Source organism: Legionella pneumophila subsp. fraseri, assembly GCF_000586315.1.
Lineage (GTDB): Bacteria > Pseudomonadota > Gammaproteobacteria > Legionellales > Legionellaceae > Legionella > Legionella pneumophila_B.
Genome location: NZ_KK074228.1, coordinates 18,557 through 42,248, shown reverse-complemented (window position 1 = coordinate 42,248; position 23,692 = coordinate 18,557). Strand labels below are relative to the sequence as shown.

Genomic DNA, 23,692 nt, shown 5'->3' with positions numbered 1-23,692 from the left:
GATGCTTTACTTGGTTATTGTGTCAATAGATTGGGTCATCATAGACTTACCAATAAATAGAACAAATGAAAAGCAAGTTTTCTGTATTGTTCACAGCTTGATGAGTCTTGAACGGTGGAAAAAAGAATGCCTCTTGTGACTTGAGGATAAACGATAATCCCTCATAAATCAGGATGCCACTGCCTTCTAATACAATCCAAATTTCTTTTTCCCGATGAGAGTCTAATGTGGTTTGACTACCAGGTGATAAATGAAATACGGTACTATTAAAGGGAGGTTTTATCTGATTAAAACTAAAATCAATAGGGTTGACTACTACGCCAGGAGCAATTTCTTCTCCAGTTGAAAAATTTAATTGTGGTTTAGGGTGACTGATTAGGTTAGGCGATTGAAGCATATTTACATTCCTGATTTTGAGAGATAATCTCGGGCTCCCAACTTAAGGCGCTACTTTCACTACTGAGATCGTAGATAGGTTTTTGAATAATGCTATTGATAATTGTCGCACTGCGCCAAGCCATAATGTTTAAATTGGGATCTGCAATGCCATGAGAATGACGGGCTCCATTTTGTACGTAAATGCGATTTTGGTTTGGGCCATCCCAGTGGATGGAAAAATCATGATTGATATAAAACCTGTTATTATGTAAGGGTATTTGGTTGGATAGTGAGCTAAGATATGGAGGAAAAGTCCATTCATAACCTGTGCATAAAATAATGATGTCTGCAGGGATTATTTGCTTGTTCTCAGATTCAAGATCCTCTACGACCAAGATAAACTGATGAGTTCCAAAGGCTCTCTCTATATTAATAATTTGAGACTTTGCTAAAAATTGAAAAAACTGGCCTTTATTTTCTAAAAACTCAATTCGATATAACTGTTGATAGATAGTTCTTAAGAGATCTTCAGAAATACCATCACTCGCTAACAGCTGTTCTTGTAATAAGCGTGATTTTGTTTCACTGGTGAACTGGTAAAAATGATTAGTGTAATTCGGAGTAAAAAACTCATTAACAAAAGGAGAGGTGTCCATTGGTAGTAGCTGATTCCTTCTTGAGATCCAGGTTAATTTTTCGGGTAATCCATCACTATGGGATAAAATGGAGTGTACAATTTCAGCGCCACTTTGACCTCAACCGATTATCGCAATACTTTTCCCATACCAATTAGGCGATTTATGCAAATACTCTGAATTATGAAATACTGTTTTTCCCAGACAGGATTTGGCGCATGAGGGTATCCTGGCTGTTAAACCATTACCCAAAACGAGGTGTTCTCCTTTTATTATTCTTTTTGTGGTTTGCATTGAAAAATGCGAATGATCAAAACAAACGTCAATCACTTCCTCATTAAAAAATAAGTTGGATAAAGATCGACTGACCCAATTTAAATATTGGCTAAATTCAGAACGTAAAACGTATTTAAATTGTGCATTGATAAATCGATATAGGCGTTTATGTTTTGCAAGGTAAGCAATAAAAGAAAAGGGGTTAGTAGGATCAACCAGGGTTACCAAATCATTTAAATAATTGACTTGAATCTCACTGTCTGGAAGAAGCATACCAGGGTGCCATGAAAAGGAATCATTGCGATCATAAAAACAACTGGAAATGTTTTTTATCGGTGATAGTAAAGCAGCGAGACTTAAATTGGAGGGTCCAATGCCAACTCCGATTACATCAACAACCCCAGTATTACGCAATGATTTCGTCATCATGCTCCTCCTTGATAAACATTAATTCTTGAGAAATTCGATTTCGATTTATTGGCACATTTTTTTGTATAGAATGCAGGGGGAGAGCAAAAAAATCTTTTATCCTTGGTGAGTTTTCATACCCTAAGGATTCCCAAATAGTCTGTCCAAGATTAGGCATAAAAGGATAAATCACCAGACTTAATCCTTTTAACCACCAAAAATAGTGCTTTGAGTCCTGATTCAGTTGTTTTCCTTGAATGATCCAATGATTAATTGCATTTACTGCGAGATGTGGTAAGTAATTTTCAGGCTGCAAGGCACACTCTTGAGTCTTCAAAAGTTCATTTAACTCATCTTTAAAAAAATCATCACAAACTGTTGGTGGAGCTATGTTTTGTATGCCCGTTATGACCAATTCCTCAAGCCAGTCAATGGTTTGATTATAATAATAAATAAATTCATCGGTGAGAAAGTCGCCGGTTTGATGGCGCACGTCAATTGCAGCAAGGAAAAGTCGGACAAGATCACTTGAAAGTTCCTTGCAGGTGATAATATCCTCTACTCCGATCATATGTTGCCGACTAGTGGAAAATTTGTTCCCATCCAAATAATAAAAATAATTAACAAGATAATAATCAAAGGGCTTGTATTGAGGACAAGCAGAACTAATACCTATGGAGCTACTTAAAAAAGGTATTGAATTATCGATACCAAAACTGGATATAGTGATTACGTCTGAATCGGAGGCAAAAGCATTTCTATTGATACCGATTAATTGACCAGCGATTTCCCCAATCATTAAGAAATAGGCAAATACAAAACCATAACTAAATAATGTTCTTGTCTTATCATTAGGATCAGCCAAACCCCAATCACAAAAAGTTGTTAATCTCAAGATTTGGTTTTGTCGTTCTAAATAGTTATGAAAAATGGCTTGAATTTCTTTGCTGACGCCTTTGGAACTTAAATTGATGCCGTTCGGCAGCTTTAAAAAAATATTTTCTACTTCTTTCTGATTAAAAGCATCCTCCTGAATCAGTTCTTCAGGACGAAAATGCGCCCCGCAATTCTCACAAAAATAACTGGCTGTTTTTTTCCTGCAAATTGGACAATCGCCTTTCAGCCAATAACCCGATAAATACCGTTGATTGTTCTCATCCCAGGGAAACTTCTCTTTAATGACTAGAGTAGTTCCATTATTAATTAGCTGATTGTAAATGTTGTGGTGCCAGTGCTGGTAGAGATATTTCCACGGTGCTTTTAGCGGATTAATGAAGAGATCCATTTGGATACCCATTAATCTTAAATCCTCTTCAATTAATGGATGGTAATAATTGCATGTTTCTTCCGGGCTGCGATGTTCTTCTTCTGCTTTTCCTGCGGCATAGGATTCAAAGCTATCTGTTCCAGAAATAATCCAGGCTGAATGTCCGCGTGTCCTTAAATATCTTGCTAAAATATCAGCACTCAAGAAGGGACCGCCAATATGACCTAAATGCAAGCGACCATTGGGAGTCGGGATTGAGGGGATAAGTAAATACTTTTTGCTATTAGTCATTTTTTAATGTCCCAATGCCTGTGCTTTTTATAATGCTCGCCATGATTTCGAGAGAATTTTCCCAGCCTTCTTGTGATATTTTCAGCGCTTTTTCTTTATCTCGGGCTAATACTGCCGAGACAAGTTCTTCACATTCCTGACGAAATTCATCGATAATTTTTTTATCCTGAAAATGTTTTCCCAGGCATAAAAAACGATAGCGTGAGGCATGGTCAAATAACATATCTTGTATTTTGAGCAGCCAGGGAGATTGACAGGCCTTGATCAAGGTAAAGGTAAATTCCTTTTGGAACTCATTCCATTCGAATGGATTGATGTGTTGATTTGTATCCAGATTAAGATATTTGGCATATCTATACCAACAGGCAATAACCTCTGCTTCCCAAAGTTCATCGCCATGTTGTATAGACAGCTCCAAGGCTTTTGTTTCTATTACAATTCTTACGGAATAAAGATCATATAATTCTTCTAATGATAGATTGGGTACAGAAAATCCACACAGATCCTCAAGATGTACCAATCCTTGTGAAACTAAACGGGATAAGGCTTCTCGTAAAGGGCTATAACCTACCTTGTATCTTTCTTTTAATTGTTGCATTTGAAGCTTTTGACCGGGGCTATAATAACCGGTAATTAAATCCATTCTTATTTTTTCCAAAACGGTACTTGTTTTGGATTGTTTGACGATATTTAGCATTTTAGTTTTCAACGTTGCAGGTTAAATGTGAGATAAGTATTCATTATTTTCGAAAATTTGTAAATATTCGAAAATAGATTTTAAACTAAAAAGAAGATTTAGCTGCTTAGTGGAAAAATGATGATTTCGAGGCTATCAACAAAGCAATATCTTTTATTTTTAAATCCTATTTAAAATTTATTTTTATCTTCTAAGTCTGCAATTTGATAATTCTTAACAATTCCTTAACAATCTCTTAACAATTCCTTAACATTTGTCTGCCATAATGCCCTCGATTTAAACACGAAAACAAAACACAGGAGGTATCACACTGTTTTGAATAGAACTAAGAAATGAGGTCTGTATTTTCAGGGGAAAGTAAATTTCTTCTACATCATGCATCGATTCATATGAATATTTCAACATACGAGTTCGTTAATAATACAATTACTGAGGAGTCACGAGTCATGGCGTTATCAGAAATCATTATCAATGATATAGTTCAATCTCAAACTAATGCAGTCATTAGCGAATCAAATTACCATATTCTTCGCCAATACCTACTGGAAAGAAAGCCTGTATCAAGAGTACTCAATCCAATCAATTCTCTGCTTTCTGAGCATTGCACTCAAGATAAACAAGCAATAATAAATCACTTAACTCAACTGGCTTGTGAGTCTCAAAGAAATCATGACATACAAGAAGCAAGAAGTGATGAGCAAGAGGGAATCAATGAAAATTCTTTGATGATTAATTACAAGAGCGAGCTGCTTGCCTTGGAAAATACATTGAAGGAACTGGATACAAAATGCTATCAACAACAACGTCAATACAATCAGGTGAGCAGGCAATTTAATGAACTTAAAGTCAATATGACCCACATTAATCAAAGCATTGATAGAATTCGTTATGAACGTCAATTGCTTGACCAGCAGCTAAACCACCCATACTCTGATGGTAATGTTTATACTAATCCTCCAACTACCACGCGAATTTATCCAGATCTTTCACCACCTCAGGATCAGCATACTCGGGATAGATTGTTGCAAGAAGAAAACAGATTAATTGAGGAGCGCCAAAAACTAATGCATCTCATTAATTCAAAAGAAACCGAAAAAAATAAAGAAGAGCAACATTTAAATAGGCTTCATAAGGAGAAAAAAGAAGCTGAAGGGCGTTATAGTGAAGTAAAACATCAAATCGATGTTGTTTTGCCAAATAGTGAACAACAGCGTCAAATCAGAAATCAAGAGCGTCTTGCTCGAGAAGATGCCAGAGCAAGCTATGATCCACATTTATTGCAACTTTCTCATAAGAATCTTGAAGCGCTGAAATCTCAGATTGAAACTCAGGTTAGAGAGCTAGATGAGCGACGAAATCAGTTAATGGGCGAAGCGACAGAAATAAGTTATAAAATCTATTTAACTCAATTGGAGCAGGTTCTTCAAGAATCGGAAAAAGGGCCTCAAATTACGTTCAATGAGAATAATGCATTAAAGATGATTTTAGCCATGATGAAAAACATGGAAGAAATGGCGGAAAAAGAGAAAGACATTTCTAGCTCAATCGATAAAGAGCGGCATAATCTTCATTCATTGCAAAAAAGCCTTATAGGATACACCAGGCAATTGGAACGGTATCTGACGTCAGATCCCCATTTGGTGAAGCAAAACAAGGCTCTTACCGAAGAAAATACGCAGTTACAACAATATATTGAATCAGCTGCCAGCTGGAGAACGAATGCATTCTACGCATCTCTTTTCAGTATTGGAGGCAGTTTAATAAGTACCGGAATATTGAATACATTCATCATTAGTCCTATGTTTTTTGCGATTCCTGGTGCTCTTGCTGCGCTTGGTGTGGTTGCTTTTGTTATTGCTGTAGTCTCTCAATTCCAGAAATTCTTTAGTGAAGTGTATATGGAACAAAACAATCAAAAGATTGAGAAAAATGAATTAATACTAATGAAGCAATGGAAAAAGGCTAATGAATTAAGTTTATCTACAATTCCAAGCCTGAACGCTAAAATAGAACAATCAGAGAAAGAGCTGTATGCGCTTGAGCAAAAATTACAGGATCAGCAGCACGCAATGAACCTGCTGTTGAATAAAGCGCAAAATGTTACCAGCAATTATGGAGGAAGCAGTAATTTCTTTGGTAACACGACTGGTAATGTGTTCTATTTACCTTCAGCCCCTCTACATGAGGACTCCCCGTTTTATCCTGAGGTTGAAGGTGAAACAGTAAATTACGGCTACCAATAAACTAAAAAAAGACTGGTCTTCAATTTGGTTTCAATTTGAAGGCCAGTATTTCCAATTGTTCAAATTCTGAATTGCTCTTTACAATCTGCTTTGTAGAAATATTTTGATCATACTGGATTTAAAATGAAGTATTTTTTAGTTAATGCTGTGTGGTTTATGAGGGCTGGGGCTGATTTAAAGGCAGTATTTTTATTGCAGTCTCATTAATGTGCTAAAATTGTACACATGGGTAACCTGATATCATTACTTGAATGCTAAATTACATTCCCTTATTGAAAAGGATTTCCAGATGAAAACAGCCCTAATATTAATTATTTTTTTATGTTCTTTTCAAATACAGGCGGCATGCAAATGCAACTGTGACCCGACAGACAATAAGATGTGTGCCAGTCAGAATGATATGGAGCATCCTTGCCCTTCAGTTTGTGCGTCGGCGGCACCTGGTATGGCACCTATGTTTACAGCATGTCCTGTATCAAAGGTTACTGATCCAGTCACAGGAGTTACCAGATGGGTCAATATGTGTAACTAGTAATAAATACCTGATTGATCATATGTTGGTTATCACTTTCAGGTTTTGAATGTTAGGTAAAACACCTTTTTCCCATCCATTTTTAATCAAGAGTTCTGAGTGATTTTTTAAGGACAGTGCAACTTTTCCTGAAAAATGAGCTTTTTGACCAGACTCATCAGAGAACGCATCAAAAATTGCAAAGGTGTTGTCATTAAGCTGTAAAGCAAACCAGTAGGCTGTTTGCGGCTCAGTTTTATCAACAATTTCAGCGGCATTACTTAATAAAGCGGCAAGTTGTGCTGATTTTCCATCGTTGGCAGTGAATTCAATGTAATTGGCAAGAGTGACTGGAACTGATCTTGCAGGTAATTTAGAGGCGAGCACTTTGCTGTTTACAATATTTTTTAATACGCCATTTTCCCAACCTTCAAGAACCAATTGTTCAGAATTGTTTTTAAGTGCATTGGCAACTTGACCGGCAAAATGGGCTTCTCTTCCTTTAGAGTCATAAAATGCATCAAAGATCATCAAAGAATTATCATTACCCTTAAGGGCAAACCATATTTTTGTATCAGGTTCAGTTTGCTTTACCAGCTTACCGCCAGATTCCAAAAATTTTTCAAATTCAGAGGAATTTGGTAATTTGCTTTTCATTGTTATCATGGTCGCTTCATTTGTCTGGTGATATTGTTTCATAGGTGTTTCTCCTTTTGCATGTATATTTATTGATGTTAAAAACAACATTACTGTTGTAAAAGCTATAATTTTTGCTTTGATTTTACTCATATAAAGTTTCTCCAAAAATACTACCTACTGATAGATAGGTATGGATGTTAAAAAAAATCACTTTATTGTTTGATCAATAAAATGCCGAACTCCTTCCAGGAACATTTCATCTCCATATAATCTTGCTAATAATAACCCGCCTTCAATCAATGAAATAATTTGTTTTGCAACAGATAATGAGGATTCATTATCATAACCATTTGATTCAAGAACCCCTTTAAGCCATTCGATAATAAGCTCAAAAAATTTTTTTGCCTGATTTTGAATTGAAATGGGTAATGATTGAAAATCAGAGGCGAACATACCGCCTAGGCACATTTTGTTTTCAGCGTTGTAGGTGAGTGTTAAAATGACATCAAAGAATTTTTGAATTTTTTCTTTGGCTGATAATGACGAATTATTGCTTATATCAGATAACACAGCAGCAATTTTCTCCGCATGCCAGGATATAACGGCAACACCAAGATCTTCTTTTGAAGGAAAATGATAATGGATGCTGGCTGTTTTAATATGGATGGCAGTTGCAATGTCTTTAAAGCTAAAGGCATTATATCCGTCCTTTTGGATCAATGCTTCTGCGACTTCTAATATCCGTTCTTTCGTATTACTTATATTCATAACCATGAATTTTACCTACTAATAGATAGATAGTCAAGTGTTTTTAAGTTTTTATATGAAACAGGACTTACGAAAAACTCCAAGGTCGAGGCAAAAAATGTTTTTAATGAGAGAGTTTAGATAAACTAAATGACCGAATTAAGAACTTTTTTTAACAAAGAGATTGGGGTATTTCGTAAGTCCTGTGAAATTAAAGTAGCACTTAGTTATCTAAAAGAGAGGAGGGCAATTATGAACTGCTCATTCACTCACTAACTTAGCCGGATCATTGTTGTATTGATTTCTCAGCTCGATATCTTAGGCCATCATCTTGTAAATTAGACTTAATGATTTGATGTTTTTGAAAAAGGTTTTTTTGGCAAAGCTGTTTACGATTGGGGAATAGATATATCAGAAAGGCTACCTGGTTGCTGGTGATAATTAAATCCAGATTGATCTTGAAAAAGACGAGAGGTAATATATGTACATCAATCCATAATAGAGAGCATTATGTTTTTTAAAAGATCAAATCCTCACGTAACACCGCAAGACTTACAGAAAGTAATTCAAAATTTAAATGCGCAACGTGAATTAACAGAGCGCCAGTTGCAAGATGGTTCTATATCACAAAAAGCAGGGCAAGAAGAGATGCAGCGTTTATCAAGTCTGATTGGAGCGTATCAGAATAATCTGATGGCAGCATTAGACGATCAACAACACAATCATTCTCCTTATTAGCTAGTAGTTCTACAAGTACGTATTTTGATAGTGCGTTTTTTAAATTGTCTAAGGAAGCTGATAAAGAGAATGAAATAAGTCAAGCCAATGAAACTAATGCATTACATTCCTGTCTCTATGCAATTAAATCAAAATATTAATGAAGGAAATGCTAAAATCGAAGAGAATAATGAAAATGCCTTGTCAATGTAGGTTCTGTAGATGAGGCCAGTTCGTTAAACTGTATCAGTTTAGACTTCTTTTTTAGATATATTACAATGCAGAAGCGCTTTCTTACAACACAGATGACCACTAGAACTGGCTCCAAATTTACTTTTGAATGATAATGTTTTCAATGACTACAGGCGTAATGGGTTTATCTTGTGGATCAGTAGGCATCTTGCTAATCTTATCAACAACCTCTTGCCCTGAAATGACTTGGCCAAAAACATTGTAGCTACCTTGTAATTCAGGTGTTGGTGCAACGGTAATAAAAAATTGACTGCCATTGGTATTGGGTCCAGCATTGGCCATGGCAAGTACGCCTGGTTTGTTAAAACTGGCATTAGTGTTTTCATTATCAAACGTATAGCCTGGGCCGCCGGTCCCATTTCCGAGCGGGTCGCCGCCTTGAATCATAAAGCCGGCAATCACACGATGAAAGGTTAAGCCATTGTAAAACGGGCGCTTAACCATTTCGCCAGTCTTTACATCTTTAAATTCTTTTGTCCCAGTGGCCAGACCTACAAAATTTGCAACGGTATTAGGCGCTTCCTTTGTAAATAATTCGCACGTTATGTTGCCTGCGGAGGTTTTGATTATTGCAGTTTCCGCATGTGCTGACATGATACCTGCTGTTAACAATAAGCTACTGAGTAAACAAATAATTTTTTTCATATGAAACTCTCCATAGAATGGTTAAGACGAGTATAACAGTATTGTGTCGCATGAAAATGGTTTTTAAATGAAACTCAGGATTTCGTCTGCATGGGATAGGTATTTGTGTCCTATAATTAAACAATATTGAGTTGTTTTGGGGGAGTTCCATGAACGATTCTGAATATGAAAGTGATTCTGAAAATGAAGACGATTCTGAAAATGAATATGAGCTAAGTAGACTGCCATCCAAAATACATTTTGTTTGGGTTGGCGGCCCTATTCGTGCTCAATATTTACGTACCATTATGGATGTTGCTGCAGTGGCACTAAAAAGCGATTTTGAGGTTAATTTATGGGTTGATAACGAAATGAATTACATTAAAACATCAACCCAGGAAGGGATAGACATACCTAACTTAAGAATAAGGAATGTTCATGAGTTGGAAGAAGGGATGAGAAATGATCCCTTTTACAAAGGAGACAGGTACAAAAAATTTTGGGAATATGTCAATAGAGAACGAGTTGGTTTCAAAAATCTAGCAGCAGCCGCAGATTTTTTTCGTTTCGAAATCTTAAGACAAGAAGGCGGTTATTACTTCGATACCGATATCGTTTTTTATTTGGATGAAAACTCACAATTTGTAGCGGATGAAGTTGCTTTTGGTATAAAAGCCCATGTGGATTTGTATACAGGCTCATGGCGGGATCCACGTGGAGGACCAACTACCTATCATGTCAATACTTTAGGGGATGTCAACAATGATATTATTGCTGCAATTCCTGAGCATGAGGTGATGGAGGATGCAATCCTGAATGCCATGCAACGTCATGAAGAGTATGACGCATCTCCTTTGCCCCAAGAATCTTTTAAAAAAAGATTTGGTCCATATGGCAATCTGATGGATGCTAAACGCAGTCCTTATCAATTGGAGGGAGCAGGGGATTTTAGAAAGCATCAAACCATTGCTGCTGGTCCTGGTGCGTTGCAAGAGGCACTGCGTGATTACATGGAAGGTGTTGAAGTGGATGATTACAACTTACTATTTACCTTAAAGGTTGGTGATGAAAGCTCAAAAGCAGCAAATGATAAGGATAAAAAACCGATCATGGGAATCGAAGTGGTCAGTAAGTGTGATAAAACTTGGCTGACTAAAAAAAGAAAAGCTGCACAAAAAGCCTTTGATACTGATTCGATAACTATAGAGCCCTCACTTTCAAAGGAATCTGGGCACGCAGTAAGTAAGGGAGAGGCATACTCTGAGGATGAAGAAGAGTATAGTGATGAAGTAACAGAGGAAACCGGACTCCATCGTAATTTACGCAAGGAACAATTTATTCATGAGTTGAAAGATTACATTATTACAAAAAAAGAAGAAGCAAGGCAGGCTTTGAAAGTGAAAGAGAATGCAGATAGCCATGATTCTGAGGAAAATATTCTCAGCAAGCATTTTAAAACACGCCACATAGAGATAACAAAAGGGTTTTCTGTTGAACAGAAAATTACTGCCGTAGAGAAGCTTATTAGTTTACTGCAGGAAAAGGATGGGGCGGAACTGCTTAATGCGATTGATTATGCAGCGCTTACCAGTTCTCGCCTGGGTAAGTTAGTCGAAAGATACGATGATTTGATACTTAAAGAATATGTTGTTCCTGATGAGTATGGGGAAAAACCATACTGAATTCAAATGGATTAGTTGGTCTGTAGTAGTTCAAATTTATTTGGGTTTTGGCATGAGAATATTTTCAATTTCCTCGTGTTTTTCATAATGTTCTGGCGGATTTTCCAGTTTTTTTTGTAATTTTCCCTTGTTTTCTTCTGTTTTTCCTTTTTCAGTTCTGTTTTTTATTACCTCTCTTAACACAGGAAAAATTTGATCCTCGTCGTTTTGAATATGATCGGAAAGCCATTCCGGGGATCTGGAGTCTATTTCTCCTAATTTATCGATAAGTACATCCCAACAAGTAAAAGGATAATTAGGATTCGAAGAATCTTGGTGCCCTAGTTTTTTATAAATTCGGTCACAAATCTCACTAGTAGGTATGTTTTCAAGAAAACTGCTGTCTTTCTTTTGTTTCAATATGATTAAACACCATTGAATTGCATGGGTCAGCTCACCATGGGATGATGCTCTTAGACTGCTGTCTTTTAACATAAATCCTGATGATACTAAAAACATGAAGTCTTCTTTTTTTAATGGCTTATTCCCTATTGTTTGTAACATTCCCTCTCTAAAGCCAGCCTCGGTTAGTATTTCCTGTATGAGTGTTCTTAACTGCTTTGTTGCTCCTTTTTCTCCGGGTTTGAGTCCTTTTTCCTTTAACCTCATTGTCAGTTGTTCGTTTAATTCAATAAGCTGCTCGTTTACAGCTTCGGTATCCATCAAGTAGTTTTCTATTTTTGTACATAGTTGTATAAAGGGCTCATCTTGTAATAATTCACCTTGAAGAGCTCTTTTTATTGGATTTTTTTCATCTTTAGAGAAGAACATATTGCCCCCACGCACCAATTAATTTTTTAAGTATAGTTTATTTTTAATAAATATTGATTATAGAGTGGTAACATATGAGGTTTGATTTTTATCTGGATTTATATTTGGAACAAGCCTTGGATATTGATGAGCAAGTTTATTAGGTGCTTTTTCTCTTGCCAGAATATTCAGTAGCAGTGATAGCCAATTAACTGGTCCCAATGCATAAACTAAATAGACACTCTATGATTACTTATGACATTTTGGCAGTTTAGCCCGATCGAGCTCATGTTAATTAATTTAAATAATTCACTTGTTAATAGCGTGTTTATAGGTTCATTTAAATCAGCTAATTGAGTAGCAGATAAACGATCGGCCATATAAGAAATAAAAAACTGATTGGTTTTCATATCATTTAAAAGCAAAGCCAAATGATTAGAAAATTGCAATAAATTAGAATGTATTGATGGGTGGTTTCCATAAATTTGTTTTAAGGCATCAACTATAAGGTGACTAGAGTATGGTTTGATTGAATCAAGCAAATGATCATGCATTTTTGGTGATTGTTTAAAAAAACCTCTAATGAACTGACTGATAGGTAACTTATTTCTGGTTGTAAGGGTGTAAAGTTTTTTACTGTGCAAATCTACAGGGTGATTAGTTATACTATCTTCCATTAATTTCTCATTACTTATCAATTGAAGGCATTGATCAAAGCACTGGAATAATTGAAGAAAAATTTTTTGCATTTCTGTTGAAAAAACAGCCTGACCAGCAGCATGCAAACAATGATCACATAAATTTTTCAAGATGGTTTTTCTATATTTTCTTTTGTCTTTTACGGCAGCCCGCATATCATTTTCAGGATGTACAACGATGTCTGTAAAGAATGGTTTTTTTAAGGCTGCTATTTTTTCTCCCTTGGCTTGTAAAATCAGGAGGTCTTCTTCAGGAATCCTCCGCACAAGTTTTGCGAAATCAATATTTGTTTTTGTTATAACCAGAGCTGTTTTAGCTAAAATAAACAACAATAGAAATAAAAGAATAAGTAAGTAAGGCATTAAACTGGGACAATATTGGTAACCTGGAAGCAATCTCAAGCAATCTTGACCGTTTGAAATTGAAAAATCTCTTGCTCTGGAGAGCGTCTTAAAATCTACGAAATTGATGTATTTTTGAGAGAACCTGTCCACAATTAATTTAAATGGAATTTTTTGATTTGACATCATATGGGCTGCTAAAACCATATGCGCAGCTCCACCACACATTCCATACAGCACGATTTTTTTGTTTTTTTGTCTGAAATGGTTTACGAAAGCAATCACATCCTTGGCTATCTCCTCAGCACTGTTTGCAAATTTATTGGATCGATTGGAATAATTTCTATGATTTATAAGGACTAATTCAGTACCAAAAAGCTCCTGAAACTCATGAAAGCTGGCATTGAGATAATGATGTTCTGTTTGAAAATGTCCAATTAATGCTAAAACAACGGTATTGGTAGTCTTTTTTCTTCCCTTGACCGAAAGCCCTTCAAGTACAATACCATCCCAGGCGGGTATTAATAATTTATGAGTAATATGCTTGTCGGTTGTTGGCTTTATATGGCGCGCGAAAAAAAGTTCCTTGCTAAAATTTTCCGTAATCAGCTTGTTGATAGCGACACCCATATTGAATGGATTAACCTTCATTAAACTGGTAACATCATTAGATACTTGTGTTGCCAGCAATCCATGCGGTGGGCTATTCGGAGAGCGTGATAATTCAGCCAGACACCCATCTTGAGTCATTTTAAGGATTTTTTGGTGAGAAATATTTTCACATACCTTTGTGTCAATTTTTTCAATAATATGGACAAAGAAAGAAAAAAGTGTCTGGGGATTCTGGGTTAGTAACAGATAGTTGTCGTTATAATGCCTTATTATTTCAAATAAAGCTCTTTGCAGAATAGTATAAGCAAGTGAGTTTTTCTTTAACAAGCTCATTTGCTTATCCAAAACTAAAATGCACGAGTATCCCAAATCAATAAAAGCTTCACAATTTATGTACAAAGGGTGTTTGATAATTTTATCGCGAGTTATATTTGAGCCTAACCAAAACGCCAATACTAATTTGTAAAACGAATTTTTATCGTTATCAGAGGACAAATCCAGTTGTTTGATTAAATTATTTCTGTCTTCGAAATGACTTAATGCCGCTTTGAGAATTATATTAGAAACTAGCATAAGTTCATAAACGTAATAAAAGAAAGTTCATTTAAGTTCTATTTCTATAAAAATGGATAGATGCCATTTTTTGGTTGCTATAAAAAAATAGTGGTTTGTATTTTCTATGCTTTGGCTTAACAAGACCCGGCCGCCGTTTTATAAAAAAAACAGTCATTGGCCAGATCAAGCTTGAACTGAAACAAATTATTTATCTTGCCACTTTTTTAATTCGGGCTTGTTTTTTGTCAAAACGTCGCAATAAACTCCGTATTCTTTGCTGATGTTTTACCATCTTTCTGTAGAGCAGCATTAAGAAGTTTTTCGAAGTCAATTTCTTCGCATTTAATTACTGGAATTTTATTGTCAGCTCGTCGTGCCACGGTGACTTTTGCTACTTTGAGCGCTTCCAGTTCAGAAGCAATTTCTTTGGCTTTTTCCATATTGGAAAGTTCTAGCCAAGTGACCAAACCCTTTTTTGCGTTCTGTTTCCAGCCTGTCAGGCCAGATATTTTTTCCAGACTTTCTACGACAGCATTTATTTGTGAGCCATCCAACATGGCTGTTGAAAACAATGTTGGTTTCTTTTGTTTTGACAGGTCTAATTCTTTTGCTATTTGAGATAATTTATTGATACTCATTGACAGGACAAATATGGATGCTTCAGTCTCATCAGCCATTTGCATTGCAAACAAGGTCTCAGGAGAAGAAAACACCTGTTTCTGGAAGGCGATTAGATTAAACTGAGGATGTTTTGCCCTCGTTTCTTGTAACAAGTCACTTAAAGCAACTCGCAGTACGATCAGTTTTTTTAGTTTTTCATTTTCAAAAGCTTTTTCTCGAGCTTCATTTACACGAGTATAAATAAGATCAATTAACGGAAGTAGAGAGGAATCAATTTCAGCGAATGCTTTTTGATATCGACTGTCTCTATTTTCTCTTTCTCCTGGATGACGAAGCACAATGCTAGGATAGCCAAATGCGCGAAGGAAAGTATTAATTAAACAGGTCGCCGTTCTTCCATTGGCATTGGCAAAAGGGTGAACTTCTGTAAGTTTATAAAAAGTAGTTGCCAGGAATTCAGAAACATTTTTCAAATCCCTGGAATCACAAGTATGTAATTGTCCCACTGTTTCTCGCGCCCATCGATTCATGGCTTCAGGAATCAGAGGAGGAAACATACAAATTTTTACAATTTTATTGACTGTAATTTTCTCAGTTTCACTCAATTGGTTGAGATTATATGCACTTGCCAATTTATTTTGTACTAGAATTCCTTTTATCCCGGGACTTGAATAATCGATAAAGGGTTGTAGTGATTCATGAATAGTATATTTTTCATCTTTGGCAATTTTCTCTAACAGAGCAATAAATTCCAAAGCAGATTGATAATCCATATCAAATTGTTTATTTAAAAATTTTGCAAGTTGTTGTGGAGACTTGCACTCATGAAGATCAGACAAATATAAAGTAAAATGGACTCCCAATTCAGCACCCAAGTGCCATCGGAAAATAATTTCATCAGTATATTCACCTGATTTCCTATCGTAAGCTTGCATTAGCGATTTTCCGATAAAACCGTGTATGGCTTTAACCCACTCAATTAACATATCTGGGGTAATATAAGATAAACCTGTTTTTTTAATTTGTGGAAGAATAGTTTCTTGTGCATAAAGGTAGGCATTTAACATATCTTGATGTTGGCCTGCCTCCGGAAAAAGAGCATCTTCAAATGTTTCTGAGCCTGCCAAACGTCTGGGGCTCGATTCTGGTTCAAATCCATATACTAAAGCATGATTAAATTCAGTCAGTTTTGCTAAATCAAACATGGTTGTTTCGGTAATTGATTAAAAGGACAATGATCGTATCAAAGAACGCAATAAATATCCACCATGTTCTTTAATTAACCTTTGACTGGGTTTTAGCGTTTGTTCACAGATATTTTTCACTTTTTAGGTCTATCTCAATAGCTATTTATGAGTCCCTTCACAAAGACTATGAAAGTCGGTTTGCTTGCTTTTATAGCGCGATTCTATTTTCATTAGTAAGGGGCTTTTTCAATGACCCGGAGCAAGGAGGAGTTTTAGGAGTAAACAAACCAAGCCTACGGAGGTTTTCTTCATATTCTTGTACTTTCAGATAAACTTTGCCGGTGTTTTTTTTATTTTGCACAGGATTGGTTTGAGGTTGAATTTCTGGATTAGAAGCACTTGTGCTCTGATTTTCTGAAACACTCTTGGCTAATTTATCATTATCAGTGAGAGGGATGCTATCTTTTTCTGATTCTTTTCTTGGTTCAGTGGAAATCATGGCAGTTTTAGGTATTTTATGTTCCATATATGCACTGAATGCACTTTCCGCGGATTTTAATGATTGCTCCAGGGATGCCAAATTTTTATAAACTTCAGTTTCAACGTTGAATTGGTTTTTCAACCATCCTATTGGATTGTGGTTATGTTCAAATAGAATTTTACAGTCATACAGGGTTTGGATAAGCTTCAACCTTTCTGCCAATTCTTCCTGAGGATTACTGTAATCAAAAAGATGTTGATTCAGGAGTTCGATTGCTTTGAGTTTGTCTGTGGAGAGCGCATTTTTGTAGGCTTCACTTTGTTTGAAGCGTTCCTCTTCTCTTGAGCGTAATCGGTTAGGAATACTCTCAAAATTATCTAGAAAATCAAATAGGGCAGAAGCTTTTTTTCTGTCAATCTTGTTTTTTTTCTCTTTCCAATTTTCTTGTAATGTGCGTAATGATTTTATTTCCTTGGCAATTTGTCGCTTCGCAGTTTGCCACTCATGGTGATATTTTAATGTGTCGTGTTCAAAATGGAATAAGTTTTCTTTAATCACAAATTTATGATGAGAGTTTAAAAAGATTTTTTTGAATTTATTGTAGCTTTCACTGGTATGAGCATTTTTTCCATCGGTACCCGCAATACGTCTCATCCATTTCTCTCTTTCTGCAAATATCTGAGCTAATGGCATAAATATTTTATAGCTTAAGAGTTTGAAAATATCTTCCTGAGTTATGAACTCGGGTAAAGCTGATGCGGGTTGTTGATCGAGTGGGACTATTACATTGTCGGTAAAATCCTTATAGAATTTTTCAATGACGGTTATATCAACATCCAACGTTCTAAAATATTCTTCATTTAAGTTTAGGCTAGAGTTATTTGTTTCCCATGTTTTTAATTGCAACATCAAACGGTGGTAATTCCTGCTAATTTGTTCAGATTTGTGAGCACTGGATTTATTGAATTTAAAAAGCATGGGCGTCTCCAAGTTAAATTTGAACAACAAAAGTAACTCGATCTTGTTATAGGTGATTATATTTTAGAAAAATTGGATGATAGCAAAAGATATATTTTTTAAATACAGTATTTCTTCTGTATTTATTTTTAGTACTTGTCAGCAATAATTGATTAATTTATTGAGTTAATTCAAGAATAGAGAAGGGATGTATTGGATCAGGGTTTTAAGTTGAATAGTATTATGTGAAAGATATAATCTAAAAACATTTTTTGCCAAATCTACTCTTATTACATTAATATCTTTCATTAGGATTACCCTGCAAACAATAAATAACAGGTGCTTCTTTGAATATTAAAGAAATCCATATCGCACAACTCGCTATTCCATTAAGTCGTCCGTTTATTACAGCAGTGAGGCGTACAGAATGCGTGGAGGATGTAGTGGTATTAATAAAAACGGATTGCGGAAGGATTGGTTATGGTTCTGCAGCATCAACTCCAGCGATAACCGGAGACAGCACGGAATCCATTATTACTGCCATTAAAGATGCTTTGGGACCACATCTTATCGGACGTGATATTGCCGAATTCAATTTATTACTGCAAATGACTGATCAGGCTATAGGAGGTAACTCGTCAGCCAAGGCTGCTATTGATATCGCTTTGCACGATTTATTTGCCCAATGTTGTGGTTTGCCTCTCTATAGATTGTTGGGAGGAAATACCAATTGCATCGATTCGTGTATTACGATAAGTGTCAAAGAAGTTGATGAGATGGTGAGTGATGCGGTTGATTTAATTCAACGAGGACATAAAACCCTGAAAATTAAATTAGGATTAAATCCAGTTGACGATATAAAACGAGTTCAGGCTATACGTCAGGCTGTGGGCAATGAGGTTACTCTGCTGGTCGATGCAAATCAGGGATGGTCTTATGAAGAGGCATTAATGGTCATCGCTGCTTTCAAAAAAGAGAATTTGAATATTCCTTTGGTGGAACAACCAGTTAGTGCTCGAAATCTACCTGATTTAAAGGCTATTAACGAGCAGGTTGATTGCTCGATTATCGCTGACGAAGCGTGTTTTTCCCCAGAAGATGCATTGAATATTGCAATGATTAATGCTTGTGATGGGGTCAATATAAAGTTGATGAAATCAGGAGGCCTTGAAAAGGCTCAAGCGATTTATCACATTGCTCAGGCGGCAAAAATGCAGATAATGGTTGGATGTATGCTGGAATCTCCGATTGGAGTCACCGCGATTGCCAGCTTTGCTTTAAGTAAGCCTGATATTTCTTATGCAGATCTCGATCCTATTTTTTTAATTCGCGACAACTATATTCTTGGTGGGGCACAAAGTGTCGGCAATAAAATTATTCTCGCAGATAAACCAGGCTTAGGGATTGAAGGCATAGCGCAAGGATTGAATCGAATTGGAGTGATCCGCTAATGGCTTTCTACATTCAACTGGCAAGTTTATCCATTATTATTCTTTATGTTTTACTATTATTTCGTAACATTGATCCATTAATAGCAACAGCAGTTTGCGTTGGGCTAGGCTTTTTGTGGAATATAAGCAGCCCCATTGATATAGGGAATGCTATGGCTGATGCCTTAAGTTCATTTATGGCTTTGGTTGGTTTTATCATCATGTTAGGCCGAGGGTTAGGCGAGATTTTAACGCATACGCAAGTAAGTCATACTTTAGTGCACCAAATTGTTTATGGAATTGGGATTAATACTCAGCGACGCGCTAAAATTGGTATCGTACTTTCATCCTTTATTATTGTAGGTTTGCTTGGAACATTAGCGGGAGGCTTAGCCATTCTGGCTCCCAGTTTGCGCCCTATTGCTGGCTCAGTAGGCTTGTCACGCCCCAGTTTGGCAGTCCTCATGCAAGCTTCAGCTGAAGAGGCTTTAATTCTTGGACCTTTTGCTCCTCCAGTGGTGACATTGTTAGGTCTTACCGGATTAAGTTATGGAACAGTGTTTCTTTACGCCTCTCTTCCAATTGCTGTAGTGACTTTAATCACCACCTGGTTTATGGCGTCACGATTACAAAAATTATACATCAATGAGCCTTGTGAGGATGAGAACAGCTCTGAACCTTTTACTCCCAATAGACAACAAAAAAGGACTACACTAATTTTTCTGATTTCTTTTTTATTTTGTGTTGTCTATGGTTTGGTTACTCAAGCGAAAACCTCTTATGTGATCTTTGTCATGTTATTTCTTGTTTTGGTTACAGGATTATCCTATCGATTAAGCTTGAAACAAATTTTTAACTTGTTATTTGAAGGAATGCAAAAAAGCCTGCATCTCTTCTTTTTGTTTATTTTATTTGATCCTTTTATGGCACTAATCCATCAAGCAGGGGGATTTAATGCATTAACTGAATTATTAACACCATTAATTAACCTGGGAGGGAAACCGGTATTGTCTATCTTGATTGGTTTTACCGGGGCTTTTGGTATGCCAGGCGCTGCAGAAGCAACCATCCAAATGCTTCATCAGCTCTTTACTCCTTCTGTCATACAGATGCAGCTACCCCTAATCACTTTTGCTTTGTGCATGCTCTTTGCAACTCGCGTCACAAATTATGCTTACCCTGGCGCCAATATGTTCGCGGCAATGGGTTTTGCTGGAAGTGAAAATGTCAAAGCCATGATACAAAATGGACTTGTAGTGACTGGCGTCCAGGTTGTGTTTTTAATTGTTTATAGTTTATTCATCTCTTGATGTTCCGGTCACTGAAAGTTTATTCTTGATACGTAGCCGTTGTAACGATGATATAGCATTTTTCGTAACATTCTAAATTGATTATTTTGTTTGAACTTTAAACAAAGAGTTGAGAATTTTTTGAACAACTGGCCGGGGTGAGCCATAGGTAATGAAATGGTGTAGTATTGCAGAAGGGTGACAGTCAAATTTAATAATTTTAAAATCATTATCTTCTGCCACCAAAATATCGATACTATTCACTTTCATTCCAATATAATTACTAATTTTAATCAGATTTTCTTCGATTTTTTTTGGAAAAACATCTGTTTGATCTATCCATATTGCACCATAAAAATCTGAAAAAGGGAGTACCAATTTTTCATTATCATCTAAAACAGATTCCAATTTGTAGCCTGATTTTTTAAGTAGTTCTATAAGAGGCTTATCTGTAATTATTTGTGGTTTGTGGAAAAAATTATTATGTTTATCATCAAAATTGATATAAAAATTATTTTCTGCATCATCAAGTAAGACGTTTTTATAATTTGCATAAAATTGATTAAAATTATCCATTAACATTGAAATGGAAGATTGGCCATTCCCAATTAAAGTTGCGGGTTGTTTTTTAGCAACGGCAACAACTTTACTGTCGACTATAAGAACTCTATATTCAAGGCCTTCGCACATTTCTTGAATTAATATCTGGTGACATTCTTTATTTAACAAATGGATTTTATCGATAAGTTCTTCGATAGAGTTAATGTTTGAATAAATGATTTCGAACTGACTTCCCTGATATGGCCTAACTGTAAGTGGGTAATTTAATCCCTGTATTTTTTGTTGAAGTGTAGATTTATTGATAGTTGTTTTATCATCTATCACAACTGTTGGTATTAAACTCTCCTTAATTGCGTCTGATAAATTATCATATAGGCTTAATTGATTATTTGCGGTGATTTGATTATTTTGGGAAAATACATTTGGACTAATAAGGCAGTTTGGTATCTTGTGTGTTATACCGTTAAAAGATATTTCTGCATCATCTAGAGAATTGCTTACTGGCTCAATGAGCATGCTTTTTTTATAAGCATATAATAAATAAAATTTTTGAGATATATTTTCTAATGCAAGAATACTTTTGTATAGGCTACTTGTTAATTTCTGTGCCTTATAAGCCATAAAAAGTTTATTAATGATTTTGGGAATTAATAAATCAGAAGTAGAGCTTCTGAAATTATCGAGTTCATATCCATTATCATACGATATTATATAGAAATTAGACTGGATATCGATAGCATATTCTAATGTCCAGCCGCCTTGAAAAAGAAATAAATCAGAAATAGTTTTAAAAGCAGAAAGTTCTTGTTCAGAAACTTTATCAAAATCCAGGCTAATGGTATTACCAGAATTAAATAGGGTGTTTTGATTGTCATCGTTTTGAACATACTCAATAATTGCAATAACCTCTCCACCGACTAATAAGGCTTTTCTCTTAACATCAATATAGATATAAGGATATATACTACAATTGTATTTGACGCCTTGATACATTGTAATGATAGCTAAGCATTGTTTAGCAGTATCTATTTTCAGATAATCAACACCGCCAGTGTTGGTTTCCACTTTAAATATAGCAGGAAATAAGCAGTTTTTTTCTAAATCGCTTGGTTTTAATATGTCAGGACTTTTAATATCGATATTATATTGTTGCCATTCATATATGTTGTGTTCTTGAAGGAGTTTATTCTTACGCTGACATATCGGGCCAATGATAAATGAGTTATACCCTAAGATCTGATTACTAAAGTCAAAGTACTTGGGGCAATGTTTGGAATTTAAAATAATGACTTTCTTGCCTTCAAGAATTTTTTCTTCTGATTCAATCGAAATGTTTAATCGTCTACAAGTAAACAAAACATCTAAATAGTCTTTTTTATTAGTAATGAATTTATTGGATAACGCTAACGGTATAGAGTTATCTAAAGATGATTCATTAGATAAACTTGCTTCATATTTATTTAATAATCCTTGAATTATCCCTCTGGATACGATAGGGAGAGATTCTGGAACAGCATTATACATCATGGGATTATTTGCTTCTAAAATAAAGTATTCATTGTTTCTGGATACCAGGATATCAATACCTGCAGTTTCAACATGGAGATACCTGGCATAATTAATTGCGATCTGCTTAATATGAGGTGAAATATTTTCACAAAAAGACATTTTATGTCTTTTGGCACGATCCAATCTGTTTGTAGAATAATCATTTTTATCTTTGTGGTATATTACCGCACTATTATATTGGTAATTAACTATATAGACTCTAATATGAAAATCATGTTCTATGTATTTTAGAATGAAGTCAAATTCGTCTTTGTTTCTTATTGTATCTATGACGTGCAAAAAAATACTCTCATTTTCTACATAGTACTTTCCAAGGGAGTTAGAGAATTGATTCGAGCTGAATAAAACAGGAAAACCACCAATCTCGTTTATTTTTTTTAAGAGTTGGGTATTATCGTTGGATTTAATGCTTACATAAGGTATTTGATAATCTTTTAATATGCTTGATTCACCAAGTATAGCATCTTTACCCAAAGTGTAATGGATTAGCCGACACTTTTCAGACAGAAGTGAAATAAACGACTCGGTTTCCGTTCGGTTTAGAACACTATAAAAGAGATAAAAGTTGTTTTGTAATTCGATGCTATCTTTTTTTATCTCAGTATCCATACAAATACTGTTAATATTTAAAGCACTGGCTTCTTTTATTAAAGACTCAACTATCTCCAGGGTATTATTGCGATGCAATATAATTAATTCAATGTTATTGTTCATAATTTGCAAATGTTCCCTTTCGTGTAGAGAGTTGTTAGAACAAAAAAGTATTACAACATATTCACTATGTTATTTTGAGACAAAACAGTAAATCTGGCAATTTGTAGTTGTTCGGTAGATTTGAACAACACCTATTTGTTTACTATGATTAATCATAAGATATTTTTTAAATTAGATTCTATCAATGAAAACAATAATGTCGTTAATGGATTAAAAAAAATCAGCACTGACCGAACTTAACTCAGATATAAAGGAAGGAATGTATGGATCCATTTGATATGGGCGAAGGTAATAGGGTAACGAGCGTTGAAAAAAGAGGGGAGATATATATTGTTAATGGCCATAATAATAAAAATGAACCACGCTCAATACAGATTCACCCGGATGGTAGTATCAAAAATTATTTGGGAGATTCAAACCTTGTAGGTTATGTTGAAAAACAGATGAAAGCTAATCTTGATGCAATCTTGAAGCACTTTGAAATTACATTGCCTAGCCCTAAACAACAGCGGGAAATTGG

General features: G+C 35.4%; 18 protein-coding genes and 1 pseudogene. 7 read left to right on the top strand and 12 right to left on the bottom strand.

Translation table 11 applies throughout. The annotated features are described in order from the left end of the window. Nucleotides 1-46: 46 nt before the first annotated feature. The 4 genes and pseudogenes from CC34_RS0114630 to CC34_RS0114615 form a co-directional block, all read right to left on the bottom strand. Nucleotides 47-397, bottom strand: a complete 351-nt coding sequence (locus CC34_RS0114630) for a cupin domain-containing protein (protein ID WP_011215939.1) — start codon at nucleotides 395-397, stop codon at nucleotides 47-49. Continuing rightward, a pseudogene (locus tag CC34_RS01000000116645) lies at nucleotides 381-1,715 on the bottom strand (lysine N(6)-hydroxylase/L-ornithine N(5)-oxygenase family protein). The gene CC34_RS0114630 and the pseudogene CC34_RS01000000116645 overlap by 17 nt, the downstream one beginning before the upstream one ends. Next, nucleotides 1,696-3,255 (bottom strand): methionine--tRNA ligase, encoded by a 1,560-nt coding sequence (locus CC34_RS0114620; RefSeq protein WP_027229170.1) that lies wholly within the window; start codon nucleotides 3,253-3,255, stop codon nucleotides 1,696-1,698. Before CC34_RS0114620 ends, CC34_RS01000000116645 begins: the two are co-directional and overlap by 20 nt. Beyond that, complete coding sequence (locus CC34_RS0114615) at nucleotides 3,248-3,952, bottom strand: GntR family transcriptional regulator (RefSeq protein ID WP_027229169.1); 705 nt, start codon at nucleotides 3,950-3,952, stop codon at nucleotides 3,248-3,250. The genes CC34_RS0114620 and CC34_RS0114615 overlap by 8 nt, the downstream gene beginning before the upstream one ends. Before the next feature lie 332 nt (nucleotides 3,953-4,284). Here CC34_RS0114615 and pieE point away from each other — a divergent pair, with 332 nt between their 5' ends. Both pieE and CC34_RS0114605 read left to right on the top strand, forming a co-directional pair. Continuing rightward, entirely contained in the window at nucleotides 4,285-6,195 is a 1,911-nt protein-coding gene (gene pieE, locus CC34_RS0114610) for a Dot/Icm T4SS effector PieE (protein WP_080272402.1), read from the top strand. A gap of 289 nt (nucleotides 6,196-6,484) precedes the next feature. Next, nucleotides 6,485-6,727 carry a hypothetical protein gene (locus CC34_RS0114605; protein ID WP_027229167.1) on the top strand — a complete coding sequence of 81 codons (243 nt, stop codon included), beginning with the start codon at nucleotides 6,485-6,487 and terminating at the stop codon, nucleotides 6,725-6,727. 18 nt (nucleotides 6,728-6,745) lie between these two features. On the opposite strand, the gene CC34_RS0114600 is transcribed toward CC34_RS0114605, so the two are convergent. Beyond that, the gene (locus CC34_RS0114600) at nucleotides 6,746-7,495 is read right to left on the bottom strand and encodes a hypothetical protein (protein WP_027229166.1); all 750 of its coding nucleotides are present in this window, start codon (nucleotides 7,493-7,495) and stop codon (nucleotides 6,746-6,748) included. A gap of 57 nt (nucleotides 7,496-7,552) precedes the next feature. Continuing rightward, nucleotides 7,553-8,113: a TetR/AcrR family transcriptional regulator gene (locus tag CC34_RS0114595; RefSeq protein WP_028379651.1), complete on the bottom strand. Its 561-nt coding sequence runs from the start codon at nucleotides 8,111-8,113 to the stop codon at nucleotides 7,553-7,555. A 489-nt stretch (nucleotides 8,114-8,602) separates the two neighbouring features. Here CC34_RS0114595 and CC34_RS0114590 point away from each other — a divergent pair, with 489 nt between their 5' ends. Continuing rightward, complete coding sequence (locus CC34_RS0114590; protein ID WP_027229164.1) at nucleotides 8,603-8,830, top strand: hypothetical protein; 228 nt, start codon at nucleotides 8,603-8,605, stop codon at nucleotides 8,828-8,830. A 309-nt stretch (nucleotides 8,831-9,139) separates the two neighbouring features. On the opposite strand, the gene lirB is transcribed toward CC34_RS0114590, so the two are convergent. Continuing rightward, a complete protein-coding gene (gene lirB / locus CC34_RS0114580; RefSeq protein WP_027229163.1) occupies nucleotides 9,140-9,706 on the bottom strand; it encodes a type IV secretion system effector LirB in 567 nt (188 codons plus the stop codon). A 149-nt stretch (nucleotides 9,707-9,855) separates the two neighbouring features. On the opposite strand from lirB, the gene CC34_RS0114575 reads away from it, so the two are divergent. Then, entirely contained in the window at nucleotides 9,856-11,367 is a 1,512-nt protein-coding gene (locus CC34_RS0114575) for a TcdA/TcdB catalytic glycosyltransferase domain-containing protein (protein WP_027229162.1), read from the top strand. 36 nt (nucleotides 11,368-11,403) lie between these two features. On the opposite strand, the gene lirA is transcribed toward CC34_RS0114575, so the two are convergent. The 4 genes from lirA to CC34_RS0114555 form a co-directional block, all read right to left on the bottom strand. Then, nucleotides 11,404-12,177, bottom strand: coding sequence for a Dot/Icm T4SS effector LirA (gene lirA / locus CC34_RS0114570; RefSeq protein ID WP_027229161.1), 774 nt, complete (start codon nucleotides 12,175-12,177; stop codon nucleotides 11,404-11,406). A 209-nt stretch (nucleotides 12,178-12,386) separates the two neighbouring features. Further along, on the bottom strand, nucleotides 12,387-14,381 hold the full coding sequence (locus CC34_RS0114565) for an alpha/beta fold hydrolase (RefSeq protein WP_027229160.1): 1,995 nt from the start codon (nucleotides 14,379-14,381) through the stop codon (nucleotides 12,387-12,389). 227 nt (nucleotides 14,382-14,608) lie between these two features. Continuing rightward, the gene (locus tag CC34_RS0114560; RefSeq protein ID WP_027229159.1) at nucleotides 14,609-16,189 is read right to left on the bottom strand and encodes a Fic family protein; all 1,581 of its coding nucleotides are present in this window, start codon (nucleotides 16,187-16,189) and stop codon (nucleotides 14,609-14,611) included. A gap of 190 nt (nucleotides 16,190-16,379) precedes the next feature. Continuing rightward, nucleotides 16,380-17,630, bottom strand: coding sequence for a hypothetical protein (locus CC34_RS0114555; RefSeq protein WP_028379650.1), 1,251 nt, complete (start codon nucleotides 17,628-17,630; stop codon nucleotides 16,380-16,382). A 326-nt stretch (nucleotides 17,631-17,956) separates the two neighbouring features. Between CC34_RS0114555 and CC34_RS0114550 the strand changes: the two genes are divergently transcribed. Then, entirely contained in the window at nucleotides 17,957-19,060 is a 1,104-nt protein-coding gene (locus CC34_RS0114550) for a dipeptide epimerase (protein ID WP_027229157.1), read from the top strand. After that, on the top strand, nucleotides 19,060-20,349 hold the full coding sequence (locus CC34_RS0114545; protein ID WP_027229156.1) for a TRAP transporter large permease subunit: 1,290 nt from the start codon (nucleotides 19,060-19,062) through the stop codon (nucleotides 20,347-20,349). Before CC34_RS0114550 ends, CC34_RS0114545 begins: the two co-directional genes overlap by 1 nt. An 81-nt stretch (nucleotides 20,350-20,430) precedes the next feature. Here CC34_RS0114545 and CC34_RS0114540 read toward each other — a convergent pair whose 3' ends face one another. Continuing rightward, the gene (locus CC34_RS0114540) at nucleotides 20,431-23,172 is read right to left on the bottom strand and encodes a hypothetical protein (RefSeq protein WP_027229155.1); all 2,742 of its coding nucleotides are present in this window, start codon (nucleotides 23,170-23,172) and stop codon (nucleotides 20,431-20,433) included. Between the two features lie 263 nt (nucleotides 23,173-23,435). On the opposite strand from CC34_RS0114540, the gene CC34_RS01000000116640 reads away from it, so the two are divergent. Next, the coding region (locus CC34_RS01000000116640; RefSeq protein ID WP_032830490.1) for a hypothetical protein at nucleotides 23,436-23,692 on the top strand (257 nt) is incomplete at its 3' end.

Coding starts and splice junctions, on each gene's coding strand:
- CC34_RS0114630 (WP_011215939.1), bottom strand. CDS start 397: ATGCTTCAATCGCCTAACCTAATCAGTCACCCTAAACCACAATTAAAT.
- CC34_RS0114620 (WP_027229170.1), bottom strand. CDS start 3,255: ATGACTAATAGCAAAAAGTATTTACTTATCCCCTCAATCCCGACTCCC.
- CC34_RS0114615 (WP_027229169.1), bottom strand. CDS start 3,952: ATGCTAAATATCGTCAAACAATCCAAAACAAGTACCGTTTTGGAAAAA.
- pieE (WP_080272402.1), top strand. CDS start 4,285: ATGAGGTCTGTATTTTCAGGGGAAAGTAAATTTCTTCTACATCATGCA.
- CC34_RS0114605 (WP_027229167.1), top strand. CDS start 6,485: ATGAAAACAGCCCTAATATTAATTATTTTTTTATGTTCTTTTCAAATA.
- CC34_RS0114600 (WP_027229166.1), bottom strand. CDS start 7,495: ATGAGTAAAATCAAAGCAAAAATTATAGCTTTTACAACAGTAATGTTG.
- CC34_RS0114595 (WP_028379651.1), bottom strand. CDS start 8,113: ATGAATATAAGTAATACGAAAGAACGGATATTAGAAGTCGCAGAAGCA.
- CC34_RS0114590 (WP_027229164.1), top strand. CDS start 8,603: ATGTTTTTTAAAAGATCAAATCCTCACGTAACACCGCAAGACTTACAG.
- lirB (WP_027229163.1), bottom strand. CDS start 9,706: ATGAAAAAAATTATTTGTTTACTCAGTAGCTTATTGTTAACAGCAGGT.
- CC34_RS0114575 (WP_027229162.1), top strand. CDS start 9,856: ATGAACGATTCTGAATATGAAAGTGATTCTGAAAATGAAGACGATTCT.
- lirA (WP_027229161.1), bottom strand. CDS start 12,177: ATGTTCTTCTCTAAAGATGAAAAAAATCCAATAAAAAGAGCTCTTCAA.
- CC34_RS0114565 (WP_027229160.1), bottom strand. CDS start 14,381: ATGCTAGTTTCTAATATAATTCTCAAAGCGGCATTAAGTCATTTCGAA.
- CC34_RS0114560 (WP_027229159.1), bottom strand. CDS start 16,189: ATGTTTGATTTAGCAAAACTGACTGAATTTAATCATGCTTTAGTATAT.
- CC34_RS0114555 (WP_028379650.1), bottom strand. CDS start 17,630: ATGCTTTTTAAATTCAATAAATCCAGTGCTCACAAATCTGAACAAATT.
- CC34_RS0114545 (WP_027229156.1), top strand. CDS start 19,060: ATGGCTTTCTACATTCAACTGGCAAGTTTATCCATTATTATTCTTTAT.
- CC34_RS0114540 (WP_027229155.1), bottom strand. CDS start 23,172: ATGAACAATAACATTGAATTAATTATATTGCATCGCAATAATACCCTG.